This window comes from Trueperella sp. HMSC08B05 (assembly GCF_001808405.1).
GTDB classification, from domain to species: Bacteria; Actinomycetota; Actinomycetes; order Actinomycetales; family Actinomycetaceae; genus Trueperella; species Trueperella bernardiae.
The window spans coordinates 18,496-35,827 of record NZ_KV793232.1; the positions used below are offsets into that span (position 1 = coordinate 18,496).

Annotated in this window: 24 protein-coding genes and 1 tRNA gene; 3 read left to right on the forward strand and 22 right to left on the reverse strand. The window is 60.6% G+C overall.

Translation table 11 applies throughout. The annotated features are described in order from the left end of the window. Positions 1 to 148: 148 nt before the first annotated feature. Positions 149 to 940, forward strand: coding sequence for a tyrosine-type recombinase/integrase (locus HMPREF3167_RS02465; RefSeq protein ID WP_070445298.1), 792 nt, complete (start codon positions 149 to 151; stop codon positions 938 to 940). On the opposite strand, the gene HMPREF3167_RS02470 is transcribed toward HMPREF3167_RS02465, so the two are convergent. The 19 genes from HMPREF3167_RS02470 to HMPREF3167_RS02555 form a co-directional block, all read right to left on the reverse strand. Further along, on the reverse strand, positions 937 to 1,197 hold the full coding sequence (locus HMPREF3167_RS02470) for a hypothetical protein (protein WP_070445301.1): 261 nt from the start codon (positions 1,195 to 1,197) through the stop codon (positions 937 to 939). The genes HMPREF3167_RS02465 and HMPREF3167_RS02470 overlap by 4 nt on opposite strands. Further along, positions 1,181 to 1,486 carry a hypothetical protein gene (locus HMPREF3167_RS02475; protein ID WP_148132369.1) on the reverse strand — a complete coding sequence of 102 codons (306 nt, stop codon included), beginning with the start codon at positions 1,484 to 1,486 and terminating at the stop codon, positions 1,181 to 1,183. The genes HMPREF3167_RS02470 and HMPREF3167_RS02475 overlap by 17 nt, the downstream gene beginning before the upstream one ends. After that, the gene (locus HMPREF3167_RS02480) at positions 1,486 to 2,334 is read right to left on the reverse strand and encodes an N-acetylmuramoyl-L-alanine amidase (RefSeq protein ID WP_070445307.1); all 849 of its coding nucleotides are present in this window, start codon (positions 2,332 to 2,334) and stop codon (positions 1,486 to 1,488) included. Before HMPREF3167_RS02480 ends, HMPREF3167_RS02475 begins: the two co-directional genes overlap by 1 nt. Positions 2,335 to 2,336: 2 nt before the next feature. After that, positions 2,337 to 2,747, reverse strand: coding sequence for a hypothetical protein (locus HMPREF3167_RS02485; protein WP_070445310.1), 411 nt, complete (start codon positions 2,745 to 2,747; stop codon positions 2,337 to 2,339). A gap of 12 nt (positions 2,748 to 2,759) precedes the next feature. Then, positions 2,760 to 4,349: a hypothetical protein gene (locus HMPREF3167_RS02490; RefSeq protein ID WP_070445312.1), complete on the reverse strand. Its 1,590-nt coding sequence runs from the start codon at positions 4,347 to 4,349 to the stop codon at positions 2,760 to 2,762. Next, positions 4,346 to 6,502 (reverse strand): phage tail protein, encoded by a 2,157-nt coding sequence (locus HMPREF3167_RS02495; RefSeq protein ID WP_070445315.1) that lies wholly within the window; start codon positions 6,500 to 6,502, stop codon positions 4,346 to 4,348. Before HMPREF3167_RS02495 ends, HMPREF3167_RS02490 begins: the two co-directional genes overlap by 4 nt. A 52-nt stretch (positions 6,503 to 6,554) precedes the next feature. Beyond that, complete coding sequence (locus HMPREF3167_RS10100; protein WP_256359269.1) at positions 6,555 to 6,689, reverse strand: hypothetical protein; 135 nt, start codon at positions 6,687 to 6,689, stop codon at positions 6,555 to 6,557. Beyond that, on the reverse strand, positions 6,686 to 6,994 hold the full coding sequence (locus HMPREF3167_RS02500; protein WP_070445318.1) for a hypothetical protein: 309 nt from the start codon (positions 6,992 to 6,994) through the stop codon (positions 6,686 to 6,688). Before HMPREF3167_RS02500 ends, HMPREF3167_RS10100 begins: the two co-directional genes overlap by 4 nt. A 15-nt stretch (positions 6,995 to 7,009) precedes the next feature. Further along, positions 7,010 to 7,444 (reverse strand): HK97 gp10 family phage protein, encoded by a 435-nt coding sequence (locus HMPREF3167_RS02505; RefSeq protein WP_070445321.1) that lies wholly within the window; start codon positions 7,442 to 7,444, stop codon positions 7,010 to 7,012. Beyond that, complete coding sequence (locus HMPREF3167_RS02510) at positions 7,444 to 7,860, reverse strand: hypothetical protein (RefSeq protein WP_070445322.1); 417 nt, start codon at positions 7,858 to 7,860, stop codon at positions 7,444 to 7,446. Before HMPREF3167_RS02510 ends, HMPREF3167_RS02505 begins: the two co-directional genes overlap by 1 nt. Positions 7,861 to 7,873: 13 nt before the next feature. Further along, a complete protein-coding gene (locus HMPREF3167_RS02515) occupies positions 7,874 to 8,245 on the reverse strand; it encodes a hypothetical protein (protein WP_070445325.1) in 372 nt (123 codons plus the stop codon). Beyond that, positions 8,245 to 8,589: a hypothetical protein gene (locus tag HMPREF3167_RS02520; RefSeq protein ID WP_070445328.1), complete on the reverse strand. Its 345-nt coding sequence runs from the start codon at positions 8,587 to 8,589 to the stop codon at positions 8,245 to 8,247. Before HMPREF3167_RS02520 ends, HMPREF3167_RS02515 begins: the two co-directional genes overlap by 1 nt. A 13-nt stretch (positions 8,590 to 8,602) precedes the next feature. Then, positions 8,603 to 10,177 (reverse strand): HK97 family phage prohead protease, encoded by a 1,575-nt coding sequence (locus tag HMPREF3167_RS02525; protein WP_070445331.1) that lies wholly within the window; start codon positions 10,175 to 10,177, stop codon positions 8,603 to 8,605. Continuing rightward, complete coding sequence (locus HMPREF3167_RS02530; RefSeq protein WP_083281047.1) at positions 10,174 to 11,328, reverse strand: phage portal protein; 1,155 nt, start codon at positions 11,326 to 11,328, stop codon at positions 10,174 to 10,176. Before HMPREF3167_RS02530 ends, HMPREF3167_RS02525 begins: the two co-directional genes overlap by 4 nt. 59 nt (positions 11,329 to 11,387) lie before the next feature. Beyond that, the gene (locus HMPREF3167_RS02535; RefSeq protein ID WP_148132370.1) at positions 11,388 to 12,848 is read right to left on the reverse strand and encodes a hypothetical protein; all 1,461 of its coding nucleotides are present in this window, start codon (positions 12,846 to 12,848) and stop codon (positions 11,388 to 11,390) included. Then, positions 12,829 to 13,206, reverse strand: coding sequence for a hypothetical protein (locus tag HMPREF3167_RS02540; protein ID WP_070445337.1), 378 nt, complete (start codon positions 13,204 to 13,206; stop codon positions 12,829 to 12,831). The genes HMPREF3167_RS02535 and HMPREF3167_RS02540 overlap by 20 nt, the downstream gene beginning before the upstream one ends. Positions 13,207 to 14,556: 1,350 nt before the next feature. Next, positions 14,557 to 14,784, reverse strand: a complete 228-nt coding sequence (locus tag HMPREF3167_RS02545; protein WP_070445340.1) for a hypothetical protein — start codon at positions 14,782 to 14,784, stop codon at positions 14,557 to 14,559. Continuing rightward, the gene (locus HMPREF3167_RS02550; RefSeq protein ID WP_070445343.1) at positions 14,781 to 15,023 is read right to left on the reverse strand and encodes a hypothetical protein; all 243 of its coding nucleotides are present in this window, start codon (positions 15,021 to 15,023) and stop codon (positions 14,781 to 14,783) included. The genes HMPREF3167_RS02545 and HMPREF3167_RS02550 overlap by 4 nt, the downstream gene beginning before the upstream one ends. Before the next feature lie 14 nt (positions 15,024 to 15,037). Further along, complete coding sequence (locus HMPREF3167_RS02555) at positions 15,038 to 15,301, reverse strand: hypothetical protein (protein ID WP_070445346.1); 264 nt, start codon at positions 15,299 to 15,301, stop codon at positions 15,038 to 15,040. A gap of 97 nt (positions 15,302 to 15,398) precedes the next feature. Between HMPREF3167_RS02555 and HMPREF3167_RS02560 the strand changes: the two genes are divergently transcribed. Next, positions 15,399 to 15,875 (forward strand): hypothetical protein, encoded by a 477-nt coding sequence (locus tag HMPREF3167_RS02560; RefSeq protein ID WP_070445349.1) that lies wholly within the window; start codon positions 15,399 to 15,401, stop codon positions 15,873 to 15,875. 205 nt (positions 15,876 to 16,080) lie between these two features. After that, positions 16,081 to 16,407 (forward strand): helix-turn-helix domain-containing protein, encoded by a 327-nt coding sequence (locus tag HMPREF3167_RS10160; RefSeq protein ID WP_083281061.1) that lies wholly within the window; start codon positions 16,081 to 16,083, stop codon positions 16,405 to 16,407. Here HMPREF3167_RS10160 and HMPREF3167_RS02565 read toward each other — a convergent pair. From HMPREF3167_RS02565 to HMPREF3167_RS02575, 3 genes are all read right to left on the reverse strand, one after another. After that, a tRNA-Asn gene (locus tag HMPREF3167_RS02565) sits at positions 16,369 to 16,440 on the reverse strand. The genes HMPREF3167_RS10160 and HMPREF3167_RS02565 overlap by 39 nt on opposite strands. A 161-nt stretch (positions 16,441 to 16,601) precedes the next feature. Further along, complete coding sequence (locus HMPREF3167_RS02570) at positions 16,602 to 17,093, reverse strand: hypothetical protein (protein ID WP_148132196.1); 492 nt, start codon at positions 17,091 to 17,093, stop codon at positions 16,602 to 16,604. Continuing rightward, positions 17,077 to 17,295: a hypothetical protein gene (locus HMPREF3167_RS02575; RefSeq protein WP_062612231.1), complete on the reverse strand. Its 219-nt coding sequence runs from the start codon at positions 17,293 to 17,295 to the stop codon at positions 17,077 to 17,079. Before HMPREF3167_RS02575 ends, HMPREF3167_RS02570 begins: the two co-directional genes overlap by 17 nt. Positions 17,296 to 17,332: the final 37 nt, after the last annotated feature.

Sequence of the window (17,332 nt, forward strand, 5' to 3'; positions counted from 1 at the left end):
CCACGGCGGGGAAAGAAAGAACCCCGGTTTCTCACTTTTCGTTGAGATTCCGGGGTTTTGTATGGCTCCCGCGGTTGGACTCGAACCAACAACCCTTCGATTATTCGTTGCCGCTGGTTAACGGCATGAAATTAGCTATCGTGGCCTAATGATTAACGAGTTCATCCAGCACCTTCGCGCCGCCCGGCGTGGAGAAGGAACGATCAAGCTACGACGGTACTACCTCGAGCGGGCCCGCGCCGACGGTGTTAACCTAGCCAGTTGCACGGCCGCGAATCTCGAGGACTGGCTAAGTCAGCCGGGGTGGAGTATCGAGACGGCGCGCTCGGCGCGCTCGTCCCTTGTTGTGTTCTTCGCTTGGGCGGCCAAGGCCGGCAAGCGGCTGGACAATCCGGCCGTTGACCTACCGATCATCTCAGAGCGCCCGCCATGCCCGCGCCCGCTACCCGAGTCCGCCTATCGGAACGTGGTGGCTACGGCGCCCGCGCTTGAACGTCTCGCGATACGGCTTGCCGGTGAGGTCGGCTTGCGCCGCGCGGAGGTCGCGTGTATCCACGCCCGTGACATTGAGCGTGACTTGCTCGGCTACTCCCTGCGTGTCCACGGCAAGGGCGGCAAGACGCGGCTTGTTCCCCTATCAGATAACCTCGCGGCCGTCCTGCGCCGCGCCGTCGATGACGGGGGCGGGTGGGCGTTCCCCTCCCCCGTCACGTCGTCCCACCTCACGGCGGGCTGTATCGGTAAGCGCGTCGCGGACTTACTCCCGGCCGGCTACTCGATGCACTCCCTACGTCACCGATTCGCGACGGTCGCTTATGCGAGGTCGAACGATATCCGGGCAGTCCAAGAGCTTTTGGGTCATGTGTCCTTGGCAACCACTCAGCGCTACGTTGCTACGAGCGCCGAGCGGTTGCGCAAGGTTGCCGGGCTCGCCGCTTAATTGCGACGGCGGCGTCGAAGGTCTCTAAACTCTCGATCGTGCCCGTCGAGCCGCTTCGAGAGCAGATCGTGGGTTGTCGCCGACGCGCGTGTAAGGTGATCGACCTGCCGGGCGAGCTCGTCAATCTTATGCGTCAGCGAGCCCGGCCCCGCCGAGATTTGTACCGTATCGCGCTTCACATTCCGGAAACCGGCGAACGCGGTCACGAGTGCGGCCAGTCCGGCAAGGCCGCCGAAGGCGTTAATCAGTTCTGCCACTCTCGCCGCCCTTCCGAGGTGTCGTGAAGCCCTCGAGCCAGTCCAATAGCCCGGTTGGCTTTAGGATGGTGAATGCAATTTGCCCGGCGCCGGCGAGGGCGGCGAACTGGACAGCGACCGTCTCGAACGTGGCGGGGTAGACCTTCGAGAGGAACACGCCAAGAGTTACCGCGCCATAGATGGCGAGCGCGGCGGCGCGCTTCTGTCTTGAACTCCACCCGGCCCGCGTCATGAACGCTGTCAAGAGTGCCGCGGCGGTGCCCAGCACGGCCGTTAGTGTCGCTTCCATCACTCCCCCTTCTCGTAGCGTGCGGCCACATCGGCTTGATTGGTGCCGGTCATGCACGCGCGCTCGATGTGCTCCCAAAAGCTCTCACTGACTTCAAGGGCGGCGACGTCACGGGCCGCGATTTGCCGGATGAGGTTATTCGCGGCGGACTGGCCAGTGAATACAAGGAACATGCCCGGCGCACACACCGCGTAGAGTGCTTTGCCGTCCTTCTGTCGCTTCCAGATCATAAACATTGGATTTTCTCCTAACTGTGGTGGTGTGGTGGCCGTGGTCGCGGCCGTGGTTGTGGTGGTGGCGCGGCGGTAGATCTCGGGGATCTGCCTAATGCGCGTGTCGTAAGGGCAAGTCTTGCCCCGCGCGTTGCTCCACACTTGGCCGGTCTGTGCCCGGCTCCACGTGGTGAGGTCGTCTAGGCTGAACGGGCCGAAGTTTCCACTACAGCCGAGCCGGTGCCATGCGAGGCCCCGTGTGTCGGTTGGTGAGGCCATGCGGCACGGAATGGTGGGGTGGGCGCGGGTTGCCCAGTCGAAGAGACGGGCGAGCGCGCTCATCTGCGCGGGCGTCCACGGCCGTTCGCGGCCGCCGTCCCATGTCTCCACGCTAATAGTCCCGTAATTGCCCTCGAGGTCAGCGCGGGCGGCTTGGGCGGTGTCACGGTACTGGTAGACGTGGCCGTGTTCGTTCACGTAGAAGTGGGCATAAGTCCCGTTGGGGGCGGCGCGGCCCTTGTAGAGGTCGATCGCGCCAGATACGGCCGTGTGTAGGGTGAGCCGTACCGGGGTGTGATAGCGGCCGGGGTCGGTGGTGATGAGCTTGACGGCGTAAGCGCCAGGGTAGATAGCCAAGGTCAGCCCTCCCGAATGAGTGTCCACGCGATATACGTGCCCAAGGTGGCGCCGGATGAGCCGATCTGCAAGATACGTAGCGTGTCAGTGGTGCTTTTAGTGGTGCTCTCGCCGGTGGAGAGGAATGTTAGGCCGTTGGTCTGCTGGATCGAGTAGTTAAACTTCCAGCCGGGCGGCGGGGTGTAGGGGCGGTTGACGTAAGCGGTGCGATAATAAACGCCGTTTGTCGCGGTCGTGAAAGCGCCCGCCGGGTAGGCCATGGTGCCGGATTGCTGATACCACGTTCCATCGATGCGGATCTCACCGTTATTGATATGCTTTAGAGTTTCTTCAATGAGGTCGTTCGCGGCTTCCTTAAGGGCCGCGTTGAGGGCGTCCGCGGTGAGGGTCTCGCCCTCGTAGAACACTTTCATGTGTGTGCCTTTCTAGTAGAGGTCGATGTGTGTTGTGATGGTGGTGGGCGTGATGGTGTAGCGGATGCCGGAGACGGTTACGGGGGTTGTCTCGCCGCGAAAGCTGACGCGGTGCGTTTGGCCCAGGTCGAGCGTGCCGAGTAGCTCAAGCGTTTGTGTGTCGCGGTGGGCGGCCGTCTTTTTCCAAGGTGTTATCGCTACTGATTGCACGATTTGGCGGGGCTTATATTCCGCGACGCGCTCGGCGAGCAGTGCGTGGAGCTGGTCACGGGAGTAGGCGCACGTGTCGATCGAGACGCGGCTCATACCGTAGGACGCCGCGAGTGTGTCGTTCGTGGCGCGCACGGTCTCGGTTGTGTCTTGCCACTGTCCATCTTCTTTTGCGCCGGTGTGGTTGGTGGCTTCCAGGGTGGAGATGAATTGCTCTGTGTCGATCGCGGCGTGAGCGTCATGAATGTGGACTAGGGCGCCTTGTGGGTTGCCGGTGCCGCTGGTGAACTCTAGAAGTTCCGGTGGGGTCTCGCCGCGCTGGTCGATGAAGCGGAGCGTGCCGTCGGCCGTGGCCCACCATGTGACCCCGGCCGTTGCACACACTACATCTAGGTACTCGGTGAGAGTGGCGTCCATGACGAGCGAGCCAAGCGCGGGGCACTTGCGGCCGGGGGTGACTGCCGTCGTGTAGGGGAAGTCTTTCAGTAGTGTGTCGATAAAGGTTACCCAGTGGCGGGGATTGTCCGAGGTCTCTTGATACTTCTGGACGGCCGACAGCTTCCCTATTGTGTCGACGGCTTCTATTGTGACTTCGTAGGTGCCGACTTTGTGGGGCGTGGTGATCGTTTTACGGATGGTGCCGGTGAATAGGCGTCGGCGTGTGGTGAGGTCGATCAGGATTAGCGGGGTGCCGCGAATGAGGCCAGTCGCGCGCGGCTCGAGGGCGTTATAGATGCGGGCGGAGAGGGTGCCTATCTCGCCTTTGCCGGTGAAGCCGTTCCAGTGGTAGCCGCGCCACGTAGTGATTCGGGTTGCCGGGCCGGTGATGTCTTGCCACCACTTGAGCGAAGGTGTTTCGCGGAGAATGCCGCGCCCTAGTCGGCTCTTGCCGAGAATGAAGTACTCGGTGACGTAGGACAGATCGGGGAGCACGAGCGAGCCTAGTCGGGCTTCCCCGAGTTTTGCGGAGCGTGTTTCGGGGCGTGGCGCCCATGCAAGCAGAGCGAATCGTTCCGGGCCGTCGAGCTCGGCATCGAGGTGAATATCGAGCCGGATTGAGATTCGACTGTAGCCGGGTGCGAGCTCGCCGGCGAACTCGACGAGCGGGGGCCGTGTGGGGTCGAGCTTGAACTCTTTCCAGACGCCGGCGACAGTTGATCCAGCCGGGAACGCATAAATGGTGCCTTGGACGCGGATGTATGTGGCGCCGCTTGAGCGTTTGGCCGAGTTGGTGAAGGCAAGGCGGAGCCGGTACGGGCGCGCCGGGGATAGGTTGCGTGGCTCGAGCCGTCCGCGGGTCGGTGTGGTCAGCGGGGCGGTAATGGTGTTCCCGGCGAACGTCCAGCCGTCGCCTTCGAGCGTGTCCGCGAGATTAGCGGGGGCAATGATCATGCGAGCCGCCTTCCAGATGTGTTTTCGTATTCGCGAATGGCGTTCACAATTTGCCGCCCGGTTTCGGGGGTCGTGGCGAGCTGGTGAACGTGAATCTCGTACACGGCGGCGCGGCCGGCGCGGGCGTCGGTCGTGGTGAAGGCGGTGGAGAGGGTGCCGGAGGTGCTCACCATTCCAGGGATAGCGGAGGTCAGCCCGCCAAGGGTGCGGCGGACTTTCCCGAAGCGTGATTCTAGGCCGGTCACGAAGCCGTCGATCACGAGTTGGCCGTTCTTGGTGAGGAGTTTCGCGTCGCGCGGGGCGGGCCCCTTCCAGTCCGGGAGCCAGGATGTCAGCGTCGATAAGGTGTCTTTGACCTTGCTAAAACCGGACGTGATGCCGGAGATAAAGCCCGAGATGATTTTTCCGCCGGCGTCCCACAGTAGGCGGCCAGTGTTGCCGAGCGCGGAGACGATTTTGGAGGGCAGGGAGCGAATGGTAGCTAGCACGCCACTGACACCACTCGAGATAGCGGACTTGACATTGCTCCACGCGGTCGAGACAGTGGACTTGAAGATGTCCCACGCGCCGCGCCAGTTGCCAGAGATAAGGGCGCGAATGGCGTTAAAGATACCGGAGACATAGCCCGAGATACCTCGGATGATGCCAGACACGATCGCCCACGCGGTCGAGACGGCCGTGTAGAAGATGTTCCACGCAACTGACCACACGGCGGAGGCAACTTGACTGACAGCGCTAAAGATTCCCGAGATGAATCCAATAATCGGGGCGAGTACAGCGCTAATGGCGCCGACGGCGATACTGACCGCTGTTGAAATGTTATTCCAGATCACGGTGAAGATGTCGGCAAGCAGTCCAAGGCCGGCCGTGATAGCTTCCCAGACCGCGGACAATGTGGGGCCGACATAGGTGGCAACCCAGTTCACGACGGCGCCGACACAGGTCTGGATCGCGGATAGCACCGCTTGGACAACAGTCCGAAAAGTCTCGCTAGAGTTGTAGGCCGCTACGAGGCCCACGACTAGGGCCGCAATCGCCGTTACGAGCAAGAAAATAGGATTGACGGCCATTGTTGTAGTGAGCAGTTTTTGAGCGAGCGTGAAAGCGGTAGTGAGCGCCTTGGCAGTGTTTATCGCGGCGTAGTAGCCCTTCAAAGCAACAACGATGGTGCCGACGGCGGCCGCGATAGGCAAAATGATGTCACGGTTCTCCCACAGTGCCTTTGTCAGGCTCACGACGCCGGGGACGAGCGTGGAGGTAACCCACGTGCCGGCGGACTGTAGGGCGGGTAGCACGTTGGTCTTGATTTGCGCGCCGAGCTCGCTTAGAGCGGGTAGCACGTTGGTCTTCACTTGTGCCCAGAGCCGGGAGAGCGCGGGCATCACACGTGTTTCTATCCACGTCTTGATGTTCTCGAGCGCGGGCCCGAGCCGGGCGGAGACGGCTCCCACGACGGCAGAGACGGCGGGCAGTAGATATGTGCCTATCGTGGCCTTCACGTTTTCAAACTGCGCGGCTAGCACTTGTTGCTTGTGTGCCAGCGTGTCGGCTTCACGCCCGAATTTGCCGTGCATGTCTGTTGTCTGTTCCATGATCAGCGCCAAGGTAGCGGCGTTTGACGCTTCTTGTGTCAGGGAGCCGCCTACCTTGGTAAATCCCAGCTCGGCGGCCTTGGCATCGATCGCGGCTTGGCGAAGACTCACGCCGTACTTTTCAATGGGATCGCGCTCGCCTTTGAGGGCAGATGAAATAGCTTCCACGGCTTCTTGGGTCGAGCCACCAAAACCGGCGGCAAGATCAGAGCCGAGCGTGATAAGCTCGTTCGTCTTTTGCCCAAGCTGGTCGATCGCGGTTCCACCGTTCTTGAGCTGTGTCCCGATGATGAGAGCGAGCTCGTTATAGGAGTTGCGGGACAGTCCCACAGCGTTCGCCGCTTCCTTCGCGAGCCCGTGCATCTGCCCCGCCGCGCCCTTAAAGACATCATCGATCGCGCCGATACTCTGCTCGAGGTCGCTCGCGGCGCTGACGGCCTTCGTACCGAAAGCGACGGCGAGCGCGGTCGCGGCGGCGGTGGTGGCCACGATCGCTTGGCCGAGCTTCTTCACTCCCCCGGCAAGCTTGGTTAGCCCTGATTCGCGGCCAGCTTCTCGCATGGCAGATTTGAATTTGCGTGTGTCTGCCAATACAGAGATGATGACTTTTTGATTAGCCACGGTTCACCTTTCGATAAGCGTCAGCGATGGCGTTGCGGGCGGAGACGGTCAGCTCCCAGTAGTCGATGGGCCGCCAGTGGAGCACGGAGACAAATTCCGCCATGTCCTCGAGCTCGGCGGCGCTCATTTTGAGATGCGTTCGAGCAGGGGGGTTAGGACTTCGGGAGTGGTCGGGTTGACGCGGGCGGCGGCGTCGATCAGGGCGGCGAGCTTCTTCACGGGCAGGTTGCCGAGGTCGTCGCGGGTGAGGTGTCCAAAGCCGAGCCGGTTGGCGGAGATAACGGCGATGTTCATGAGCGTGGCCGTCTCGTCGTCTTCATCGGCGGCGAGGACGGCGAGCTCGGCCGTAGTAATGGAGTTCATGAACTCGGCGAGCGTGTCGGGGTCAAGGTCCATCCCGTAATCGCCAAGGGTGGGCGTGGTCTGGTTCATGGTTGGTGTCTCTTTCTATATCAGATCGTTTTTCTTAAGGATCTCGTCAAGGCCGGTCACGAGCCGGTTGTAGACGGCGGGCTGTGTGCCCTTAAACGCCTTGAGTAGCCAATGATTCTTTTTGATATTGAGCGGGCGGCCGTTCGAGCGTTTCCAGCCCGGCGCGGCCCCGTAGTGCACAACGGGCGCATAGGGCGCGGGCGAGCCGCCGGCTATGACAACGGCTTTTGTCTTGCGGCGGCCCGAGCGTAGCGAGTTGCGCGTGGCTCGGCTTTTCGCGGGGGCGAGAGGGCGGGCGGCGCGAACAACGATCATGCCCAATTCATGCATGAGTTGGCGCATGTCGTCCGCGTCCGCGCCGGCCTTGTCAAGCTTGCGGGCGAGCTTTCCCCAGTCCTGCACGACGAGCTTAACGTCGCCCTCCCGGATCGTAATATCGCCGTAGCTCATTAGAGTGCGGCGGTCTTAAATGCCGGCTTCTCAGTGAGTTCACACTTGACAGAAGACGTGTAGGGGGTCTTGCCGGCCGCACCGCCCATCTCAGGGGCGCGCGGGATAATCAGCTTTCCCGTAATGTGGGGCTGTTCCTTCGTCGGCTTGTCGTTACCGTGGGGAGCAAGCACGAATTCACATTCCTTGCCCTCGTTTTCCCACAGCTTCATGAACAGTGAAGCAGAATCGGTGGACTGGACAAAACCTAGCTCGAGATAGTGCTGTGCAGAGTTGCCAGCTTCCATGTCCTCGAAGGTGGTAACGTCGGAGTCCTTATCGTCGTTGCTGAACTTGTATTCAGTAACGTCACCTTTGTATTCGGTGGCGTCGATCTTGAGAGAGAGCTTGGAGCCGGTCAGTCGCTTGGAGCCCATCGTAGTTGTCCTTTCAGTCGGTGGTGAATAGAGAAGTGATGGTGAAGGGGAAGGCGGGGAAAATTCTGCCCGCGCCGTCGGTGAGGTTGATCAGGGCGCCGGCGGTCTCAATGTCGCCCGCGTCGGAGTTGGCCAGCGCGTCCCAGATAGCCGCTACGGCGTCGGCGTGAGCGGCGTTAGCTGATTCAGCGTCGAAGGCATCGAGCACGACGTGCCCGGCGTAGGTGGCCTTGACGTGCTCGAAGATGTCGGCCCACTCGTAGGAAACATCGTCGATAAGGATCGTTCCGCGGTCGATGATTTCCGGTTGGGTATCGTCGACGGTGTAGCCGGTGGTGTTGAGCGCGTCAATGAGGGCGGCGCGGTCTTTCCTGTAAGGGTTCATTAGGCGAATCCTCCCGGCAAGTAGGGGCGCATGAGCGGATAAGCAAGAGTCATAGGGTCGCGGGCAAGTCGGATAGCGCCGTCGTGCTCGCCGAAAGCGGCGAAGATACCGCCGGGTGACTTCTCGCGGGTCTCAAGCTCACGGGCGACGGTGGTCAGTACTTGATTCTGGACGCTGGTCGGGATGTGATCCCACCACTTGCCGGCGTAGTTGATGACGAGCTCGCTCGCGGTTGTGACGAGGGTGGTTAGAGCTTGGCGGCGCTCGGTGCTTAGCTCGGTCTTCGAGCTGTGTGTCGAGGTGACGAGCGCCGCCAAGCGCTCTTGGTCTAGCTTGGCTAGCACGGTGCTTACCCCTTTAGCCCGCGAACTTCACGGGGACGATCGCATCGGGCGCCGTGGCGATATGGGCGGCGTAACCGTAGACGCTGAAAACGTTCGTCAAGTCGGTGACGTTTTCGTCAGAGAGTCGGAGGGGCGCGCCGCCACCTTCGAGAATCTCGAGGGCTTGCGATGAGTACCCGGCGAGGAGTCCGGTCGGGACGGTGGCCGCGTTCCCGGCCCTGTAGACCGCGATGCCACCAATGTCGCCACGAGGGCGGTTGATCGTGAGCGTTCCGAGCTTGTCGTCCGGGGCGGCCGTGAACTGGAGCGCCTTGGGCATCTCGTCGAGCTTGGCCAGGGCCTTAAACACGTCGGTGGAGACGATCAGGCCGTCGAACGGGTAGACGATGTTGTCGGCGTAGTAGTCGACAAGATCGATCAGGAGGTCGGCAAGCGTTTCGGCGGTCAGATTGGCAAGGGTCGCCGTGGTGGTGATATTGGCCTTGGCAAGCTGTTGCTTGTAGGTGTTGGCAAAGAGGGTGACCGTGGCGTCTTCGATGGCGCCCGCGTACTGGATGGACTGCGCCCGGTGGACGGTGGAGAGGTAGGACGCCGGGGCGCGGTCGATGGTCTGCCGGGAGATAAGGGAGTAGCCGCCGTAGGTCTTGACCTGTCCCGTACCGTTCTCAACTTCCAGACGGCCTTTAGGGAGCGTGGCGCCCTCGTTCTTCTGCTCGCCAACCTTGACCGTGTTGGCCTTGATTTTGGGATACTCGATACTCATTCCCTGTGCCGGGAGGGTCTTGGAGTGCTCGAAAAGATTTGTCAGCGTCTGCTTGGCATCCATAAGCGCGAGCGTCTTATCTACCCACGCCGGGCGGGTGCCCGATTCCTTGGTGGTGATGTCCTCACTTGCGGAGAAAGCACGGAGAGCGTTGTCGTCGCCAGCGGCCAGCGCCTTGACGTATTCGCCGCTGGTGCGGAACTCGGCGAGCGGGTCGGCCGGGGCGGGCGGGGCGGTGCTCAACAGTGCGACGGATCGCTCAATTTCGGACAGCGCGGCGCGCATTTCCGCGAGCTCGCTCACATCTTGCGCGGAGACGGTGCTGGTTGCCATGTTGGTTGTTTCCTTTCGGTTGCGGACTTCTTCAACGGTTGCGGACTTGTAGGCGGGGAAGGTGACTAGACTTACTTCGATCAGCTCGGCGGCGCGGCGCGTGATGTAGGTGTTGCCGTTGTCGTCGTAGGTGATCTCTGTTCCGTCTTTGGTGGGGATAAACCCGATTGACATGGAGGACAGCGCGCCGTCTCGTGCGAGGGTCAGCGCATCGTTGCCGGCTCTCGTTTCGGAGATACGGGCGACGATCTCGAGCCCGGTATCGGTCTCGGCCAGCGAGTCGATCGTGCCGATGGTTTCGGAGTGCTCGAGCCGGAGCTTGACGCCTTGCTCGCTCGCGGTCAGCGCGCCGCGAGTGAATTGTTCAAACACGCCGGGGTAGAGCTCTGTCCACTCGTCGAAGGGGACGGCTCGGGCCTTGATGGTTCGTTCGGTGTCGAGTTGCTCGTCAAGGCGAGTGGCGAGCCGGGCGGCTCTGATTTCAAGATTCATGCGTCTACCTTTTCGCTGGTGATGGTGGTGGGCATCGGGCCAAGCCCTTCAATTTCTCGCACTTCGTCGACGGTGAGAAAACCGGCGTTAAGACCGATCTGGTGGGCTTCATAGCGCGTCTTCGTGTCAGCGCGGAGCAGACCGTCAACGTTAAAGCGGACGTGAGTCCCACGCGGTGCGAGGTAGGTTAGGGCTTCTTCAATTTCGCGCAAGTACCCCATGAGGGTTTCGCGGTAAAATTGCTGGTTTTCCTGTTCGGCGTTCGAATAGGTGTCGGACGATCCTTCGAGGGAGACGAGGAGCTTTTTAGCGGGGATGCCAAACATGCGGGCGATAGCGGCGGTGTTCTCCCGTTGAGTTTCAATGAACTCGAGTTCTGCCGGCGTAAAATAGAGCTTTTCGTACTTCAACCCGTTACCCAAGACCGCGATACCGTTCTGGTATTGCATTGTTGCGTTCGCTTGTGCCTTGTACTCGTCGGCTTGCGCCTTGGATAGCGATTGGTCGGTGATCAGTAGGCCGGGCGGGGCGCCGCCGGTCTTTGTCCACGTGTTGCCGTAGTGTGCGGTCTCGAGCGCGCCCGTGATCTTCGCCGCGCACGCTTGAAGCGGGCCGAGCCCGTCGAGCGTTCCGGGCTGTCGGAGTAACCGCAAGTGAACAATATCGTTGGTGGGAATGCGGCGCCCTTCATAGACGTAGTTTGCCGTGCCGTCCTCGAGGTAGGCCGCCATGTGTAGCGGGTTGAGGTTGACCACATCCACGACGTCATAGCCCGCGCGTTTTACGTGCCAGTACGCGTTTCCCCGTTGCGCCATTGATGAGACTGTTTCGGCAACGAAAGCGCCGAAAGAGTATAGCGCGAGGTTGGGCAAGTTCAAGAATGATGGACGGTCTTTCACGCCGAGCAACTGCCCTCCCCTCCAAACATCGATGGAGAGTTGGCGGGCGGCGGTCTGGATAATGAAAATCGAGCGATAGACGGCATCGAGTGAGGTCGGGGCGGTGGTGTAGGGTGCCCGCGCCGGGAGACTCAAGACCGGCGCGGGCGGTGTAAGTTCCTCAGTAGGGCTACTCTCGCGCGCTACTACCAAACCTAGCGAGGTAGCTAGCCGAATGAAATTCGATCCTGTGGAACTCATGGCTATGAGCATGACCGATAAGCTCGAGCACGGTCTAGACGTTTAACACGCGCCGTATGATTTTTGCACAGCTAGTAGAGTTGGAACACTTGCGAGTTAAGTCGGGTAATCGCGGCATCTTGAGCGATAGCGAGAGCGCGGAGAGCATCGACGGGCCCGGCGGACTTGCGCGCGTCAATGATTCGCACCTTGCCAGAATCGCGTAAAGCGGACGCCCTAATCTGGTCATAGATGATGGGGTTACCGTCGTGTTCAATACGGCCGGTGCGAACACGATCGAGAAATGTCTGGCACGCGGTGGAGTAGGCCGTGAACGTGATCAGTTCGGTGCGGACGTTCTCGGTTTGCAGTGTTTGGTAGACGGTGCGGTTGGGCCCGGCATCGTCGGCGAGGATAGAGCGGTAGCCGAGCCGGTCGAGCTCGTCGAGCTTGCCCGGTAGCCACTGGTAGCCCGGCGCGGCGGCGACGAGGGCGACCGCGGGCTCGTTCGTGGTCTGTTGGAGCCATGCGGCATAGATCGCGGCTTGGCTCCCGTCGGCGGCGATATCCCACGTGATCACGATGTCTTCGGGGCGGGCGGGGCGGTAGCGCTCACTGGTGCCGGGCTGGTAGTTCCAACGTAGGGAGTCCCACGCGGCTAGATCAATAATGGTCTCTTGCGTTTGGGTTGCCAGATTCAAGAATGAGCGACGCCATTCGCCCAGCGGAATATCCTTGCCAAGATCACGTATGCGGCGCGCGGATTGAGTGAAGCCAATGGCGGGGTGAAATGCGAGCGTGGCGTCGGAATAGGGGTCGGACTCGGCGAGCTGTTCGTCGGCTGACCACTCAAAATAGAATCGCCGCGCGCCGGGATCTTTTGTTGCGAGCCGACCGGCCTCAACATTCCGGTTCATATATTCAGAATTGGCCGTGCCCATCGTTGACACGCGGATGAGCTGTGAGAATGGGACAGTGAGCATGGTCGGCTTAGCCGCGGTCTCCAGGGCGATACCCTCGGCGAGGGTGAAGGCCCATTGCTCATCGATACTAATCATGTTGCGGTGGTCGCCGTGCAAGGCGTCCTCAACGGGCGGGAATGGGCTTATGGATGCGTTTTGCGGTAGGTAGATCGCGTTTTCAGCACCTTTGCCCCTGTTGACTTTCCAGTCCCCCGAGCGGGTTCCGCGGGGCAGGTCGAGGGAGTCGACGAGCGCGGCCCATCTCGCCCCGGCGGCCTTGCCAGTTTGTGCGGTCATGGATGATGTCCAATTCTTAAACATCATTGCCCCGGCGATATGGAGATTCTCGAGCAGATCAGACTTGCCCGATTGGCGCGGAACAGAGATATCACCCTCGTGATAGTAGAGCTCGCCGGGGTGGTCGGGGTCGAGTTCCCACGCAACATTTACGACGTACTTTTGCCACGGCATGAGTTTATATCCACGTACCGCTTCTGAAATGCGGGCGACTACCGGGCCGAGAGTCGGGCGGGCGGGATTGCGCGGGGTGAAGTATTTGGGCCGGGCCGGGCTAGTATTCGGGGGCGTCATCGTCCAACCTTCCCGTGATTGCGTCATCGGATAGTTGCCCGATAATCGCCGTTAGCGTGTCGTAGGCGTCGCCAGAATTGGAACGCCTGATCTCTGGAAGCTCTGCTAGGCCCTCGTGCAGGGTCTTCGTTAGCGTTGTCGTCGCAATTGATACCTTGGGGGCGTTCATCCCCCGATCCACAGCGTCAGCGATAGAGCGGAGCGAGTTACCCAAGACGGCGGCCTTGCCGGTTAGTAGCCCGTGCTCTTCGAGCTCGGCTAGATAGACCTCGAGGGCTTGCCGATTCGGGCCGGGCTCATGGTTGGCGGCCGGGGCGGGGATGGAGAATATTTCCCCTTGCAGTTCATGGGCTTCCATCGGTTCTTGTTCCTCGTTTTTTTCTTGGGCGTAGCGACTTTTCGGCGGTTTTCCGGGCGTTTCTAGCTCGTTTTGTGGGGAATTGGGGAGGGGAAAAAGTGGGCGGCGGGGGTTCCTGTGGTCGGTGTCAGAAGAAACTGGCATCGATGAACGCCGCCCGCGGTGGTTGGCGTATCGTGTCTTGCGCTTTGACGTTGCAGTCGAGGTGTTCGGGCCGTAGGTTTCCTATCTCGTCGCTTCCACCCTTGGCTTGCGGTAGCTGGTGGCCGATGCTCCCGCTCTTCTTGTCGGGGTAGCGTAGTCGCGGGTCAATGGGCAGACCACACTTCGCGCACCTCGTACCGTAGATAGAGTAGAGAACTTGGAGTGTCCGCTGTACGTTCCTCCCGGTGATTGCCATGTCTACTGCCCGAGTTCGATGTCCATGACAAGGTTGTTCACGGTGCTTAGGAGCGTGCGCACGTAGTCGCCGTACTCCCTACTGTGGTCATGCCAGATCGTGCCTGACAGTTCCCGCTCAAGTGCGTTGGTGGCACCGATAAGGCACTGATGAAGTGACCATATTTGTTGCCCTTCGCGTGTCACTGGTCGGCCGGTGGATAGGTGGCGTGCTCGCGTGTGTGCCTGGTGTGTCATGGTCGCCTTCCGTAGGTGTTGAGTAGGTTAGTGATGATTGCTTGTGTTCGGTTCATTCCGGTTGCTTCTAGGTGGTCTATCTGTGCTAGCCGCGCCTTGTCCTTCTCACGTAACGCGGACGCTTCACGCTCGCGTCGAGCGCGTTCCTTCTCACGCCATGCGGCGCGCCGCGCCGCGAACGCCATAGGGGATAAGTCTTCTTTTCGGGGTGACTCCCTAGAGGAGTCCCCCGAAGGGGAGAGAAGGCTATAAGACTGTTCCGCATGGTCTGACCTGCGATTACTCTGACGGCTGTTTTTAATGGTGACTCCCTGATTCACTTTCGCGAGCCGGGCGGCGGTACGAGCGCGCCGAGCGGCTCTGATCTCGTCGATAGTTGCCCGCGCTGTCTTAATCAAGCCCACTAGCGCGCGCTTTGACACCTCAATGAATGAGGGCACGGGGCGGCCGGCTTGGATACCTCCCCGGTTCCACCTGATAATTCCAAGATCCTCGAGCCGGTTCAGACAGTCCCGTGTCCATCTCTCAGACAGCGCTGTCACATCGGCCAGTTGCGGGGCGGTGACGAGGGCACGCCCAGTACGATCGTCAAGCAGATCGGCAAGCCCACGTAGGACAAGACGCACGCCGGGCACCTCAGCGGCTAGCGGCCCCCATCCCGATCGAGATAGAGAGCGCACTAGTGAGGGTAGTGGCCAGTGAGCGGAAGGGGCTTTAGCGCTCATGACGGTTGTCTTTCCCCGCGTGGTTAGCGGTGTAGAGAGCCGCGCCGATCCCGATACCGATCAGGCCGCCCGCGCCGAGCCAGGCTAGAGCTTGAAGCATGGACACGGTGCCCTCGTCATTGATGAGCGCGCCGAGCAGGACGCCACACGTGAAGATCACGGCACTGATCGCGCCAGCCGTGAACAGTACGGGCCAATTCACCTTGTATTCAGTCATTTGATCTCACCTTCGTTGCAATTCGCGGACAATCGCGATTCGATTCGGTTAACGGGGATACGCGGAATGCTCACGCCGAGCGCGCCCAGCGCGAGCAGGTCGTCTAGTGACCACGTGCGGGGGTTAGAGAGAGCCATTTTCGCGTTCACAGCGGACACAGATAGGCCCATCCGGGCGGCGAGCCACTTCGCCGTTACGCGCCGCTCGGCCAGATACCGCTTGACAGCGAGTGTGATCATTGCTTGGTAGTAATTCACGGCCGTGCGCTCTCGAGCGTCTCGAACAGAGCTGTCGCGGTGTCGATCGCATAGCCAAGAGCGTCGAGCACGTCGCAGAGGGTATCGACAAGGTCAGTGGCGGTGCCATAGTCTTCGCCGGTCAGCTCGGCGAACTCTTCACCAAAACACTCACCACCCGTCAACACCATCCATGCTTCGCTGACCCGTGTGTTCGACTCGTACAAGTCGCTCAAAATGCGAATAACGGCGTCGTAGGAGTCGTTATTGTTCTCGTTCATCGGTGAAATGCCTTTCGGTTGTGGTAGTTGCGGGGCGTTCCTCGGCGTGTCTCATCTCTATTAAGATGGCTATGAACTCAGATATGGAGGGGAACATATGAACGCTCTCGAGATGATGAAATACGGCCTTAATGCCGTTCGCGAGATGACAACTAAGCACGATGAGAAGCGTCGACAGAAGTGGGCCGTCGAGCAGTGGGATTTGACTGGCTACCCGGATATTTCCGAGTTCCAAAGCTCGAAAGCTCTCAAGGTAGTCGGCATCACGCGCCATAAGAAAGAAATCAAGCGAGTTTGTAAGTCTCTTGGCTTCAGGCCGAGCATGAAGAATGATCGGCGCTCTATCACGGTAATTCTTCGCCAAGAGGACAATTCGAAAGCTACCGGCGGCATCGCGGTCGGCGTCTGGTACTACGGTTTGCAACGCGGTTATGTTGCAGAAAGAGACTTGCGTCGGGTAAAGCAACGGATGAAGAAGCTCAGTGAGGGGAAGGACGTTAGAGCAGACGCGCGGCTTATCTACTTCGACAAGATCGACGCGCCGATTAACGTCTGGATATCCTTCGATGCCTAAACTACGGCACGCTTTCAGCCGGTTGCGATTCAACACGCAACCGGCTGAACTGATAAGCGCCGACAACTCCATCACGCGAGCCACAATATCGCGTTTTGCGATGCCCTAGAGTGATTCCCGATTCATGGCGTGTCTTTAACGCTATCGGGAATCCCAATCTGCAAATGCGATTTACGATTCGCGATAATCTCGCTAGAATTGCGCTATGACTACTACCGCAATCAAAAGGACAACCGCCAGCGATTTCGCTCTGCTCGTCGCCGAGAACATTCGTGCTCTTGCGGCGCGACGCGGGATTACTCAAACACTTCTAGCCCGTGAGCTCGGCGTTGCCCAGAGCATTATCTCAATGCGCTGGAACGGCAAGCGCCAGTGGCAACTCGAAGATATGGAGCGTGTCGCCGAGGTGCTCGGCACGACGCCGTGGGCACTGTGCCAGCCGACTGACGAATACGAAAGTGGCCAGTCTAAGCGACTGGCCACCGTGTCCCAGCTCCCGCGGTTGGACTCGAACCAACAACCCTTCGATTAACAGTCGAATGCTCTGCCATTGAGCTACGCGGGAAAGCAACGTGAATACTTTAACCACAACCACCTGCGAAAGTGAAATCCGAAAGGGCCGTTTTCGAGCATTGTGTGTTTCTGCACAAGCGCAGGCTAGGCGGGTGGGCCGGCGTCGTTGGCACGACGCCGGAGCGGCCGCGGCACGCCCAGGAATCGCGGGCGCTAGTCGATGCCGACGGCCTCGCGCAGCTCGGTGTCGAACACGTCGAGGGCGAGGCGGTCAGCCTCGGTGATGTCGGAGTCGACGATGATCTGAGTGAAAAGCGAGTCGTCCGGGTTGCGCCGCACCTGACCGCGTGCCACGGCGCCGCTCGGCAGCTCGGCGACCTGTGTGAAGACGATCGAGCGGTCGATGCGTTCGCGGATCATCATGATGGCGAGCCCGTCGGCCTCGCGCGGAATGAGGAAGGACAGGGGCGGCGTGCGGGGGTCGACGAAGGTGAGGGTGAGCGTGTTCGTGTCATCATCCCAAGTGCCGGTTTCGAAGTCCGACCACACGAAGGTGGCCCGCTCCCCCTCGGCCGGGATCACGCCGAGGTAGCCGTCCCAACCGCCGATCCACGTGCCCTCGACTTCCGGCTCGACGGGCGTGGCGGCTGCCGGCATGCCGTTCTCATCCGCTAGGTAGCGGGGTAGCTTAGAGCGGCCAAACATTCATGGCCTCCCACGCTGCCGCGCCGCCGCTGATGTTCTGCGCGGCGAAATACCCCATGACCGCGAGGACGATCCCGCCCACGATCGCGAGCGCAAAATAGCGCTTGCGGGCGCGCATGAGCGTGGCCATGTCCTCGTCACTGAGCCCGTATTTGTTCGTGGGCTCCTGGGTTTGGTCTTCGGATCGCTCGTCGTTCGACATCGGCTTCCTTCCGCTGGGGTTTGTGCCCAGCCTACTG

What these genes read in the sequence shown, in the direction of transcription:
- HMPREF3167_RS02475 (WP_148132369.1), bottom strand. Translation starts at nt 1,486, where the DNA reads ATGGAAGCGACACTAACGGCCGTGCTGGGCACCGCCGCGGCACTCTTG.
- HMPREF3167_RS02505 (WP_070445321.1), bottom strand. Translation starts at nt 7,444, where the DNA reads ATGAGCTACGGCGATATTACGATCCGGGAGGGCGACGTTAAGCTCGTC.
- HMPREF3167_RS02530 (WP_083281047.1), bottom strand. Translation starts at nt 11,328, where the DNA reads ATGCTCATAGCCATGAGTTCCACAGGATCGAATTTCATTCGGCTAGCT.
- HMPREF3167_RS02545 (WP_070445340.1), bottom strand. Translation starts at nt 14,784, where the DNA reads ATGACTGAATACAAGGTGAATTGGCCCGTACTGTTCACGGCTGGCGCG.
- HMPREF3167_RS02515 (WP_070445325.1), bottom strand. Translation starts at nt 8,245, where the DNA reads ATGAACCCTTACAGGAAAGACCGCGCCGCCCTCATTGACGCGCTCAAC.
- HMPREF3167_RS02510 (WP_070445322.1), bottom strand. Translation starts at nt 7,860, where the DNA reads ATGGGCTCCAAGCGACTGACCGGCTCCAAGCTCTCTCTCAAGATCGAC.
- HMPREF3167_RS02535 (WP_148132370.1), bottom strand. Translation starts at nt 12,848, where the DNA reads ATGACGCCCCCGAATACTAGCCCGGCCCGGCCCAAATACTTCACCCCG.
- HMPREF3167_RS10160 (WP_083281061.1), top strand. Translation starts at nt 16,081, where the DNA reads ATGACTACTACCGCAATCAAAAGGACAACCGCCAGCGATTTCGCTCTG.
- HMPREF3167_RS02575 (WP_062612231.1), bottom strand. Translation starts at nt 17,295, where the DNA reads ATGTCGAACGACGAGCGATCCGAAGACCAAACCCAGGAGCCCACGAAC.
- HMPREF3167_RS02555 (WP_070445346.1), bottom strand. Translation starts at nt 15,301, where the DNA reads ATGAACGAGAACAATAACGACTCCTACGACGCCGTTATTCGCATTTTG.
- HMPREF3167_RS02570 (WP_148132196.1), bottom strand. Translation starts at nt 17,093, where the DNA reads ATGTTTGGCCGCTCTAAGCTACCCCGCTACCTAGCGGATGAGAACGGC.
- HMPREF3167_RS02500 (WP_070445318.1), bottom strand. Translation starts at nt 6,994, where the DNA reads ATGAACCAGACCACGCCCACCCTTGGCGATTACGGGATGGACCTTGAC.
- HMPREF3167_RS02540 (WP_070445337.1), bottom strand. Translation starts at nt 13,206, where the DNA reads ATGGAAGCCCATGAACTGCAAGGGGAAATATTCTCCATCCCCGCCCCG.
- HMPREF3167_RS02560 (WP_070445349.1), top strand. Translation starts at nt 15,399, where the DNA reads ATGAACGCTCTCGAGATGATGAAATACGGCCTTAATGCCGTTCGCGAG.
- HMPREF3167_RS02525 (WP_070445331.1), bottom strand. Translation starts at nt 10,177, where the DNA reads ATGAATCTTGAAATCAGAGCCGCCCGGCTCGCCACTCGCCTTGACGAG.
- HMPREF3167_RS02465 (WP_070445298.1), top strand. Translation starts at nt 149, where the DNA reads ATGATTAACGAGTTCATCCAGCACCTTCGCGCCGCCCGGCGTGGAGAA.
- HMPREF3167_RS02495 (WP_070445315.1), bottom strand. Translation starts at nt 6,502, where the DNA reads ATGCGAGAAGCTGGCCGCGAATCAGGGCTAACCAAGCTTGCCGGGGGA.
- HMPREF3167_RS02490 (WP_070445312.1), bottom strand. Translation starts at nt 4,349, where the DNA reads ATGATCATTGCCCCCGCTAATCTCGCGGACACGCTCGAAGGCGACGGC.
- HMPREF3167_RS02485 (WP_070445310.1), bottom strand. Translation starts at nt 2,747, where the DNA reads ATGAAAGTGTTCTACGAGGGCGAGACCCTCACCGCGGACGCCCTCAAC.
- HMPREF3167_RS10100 (WP_256359269.1), bottom strand. Translation starts at nt 6,689, where the DNA reads ATGAGCGCCGCCGAGCTCGAGGACATGGCGGAATTTGTCTCCGTGCTC.
- HMPREF3167_RS02550 (WP_070445343.1), bottom strand. Translation starts at nt 15,023, where the DNA reads ATGATCACACTCGCTGTCAAGCGGTATCTGGCCGAGCGGCGCGTAACG.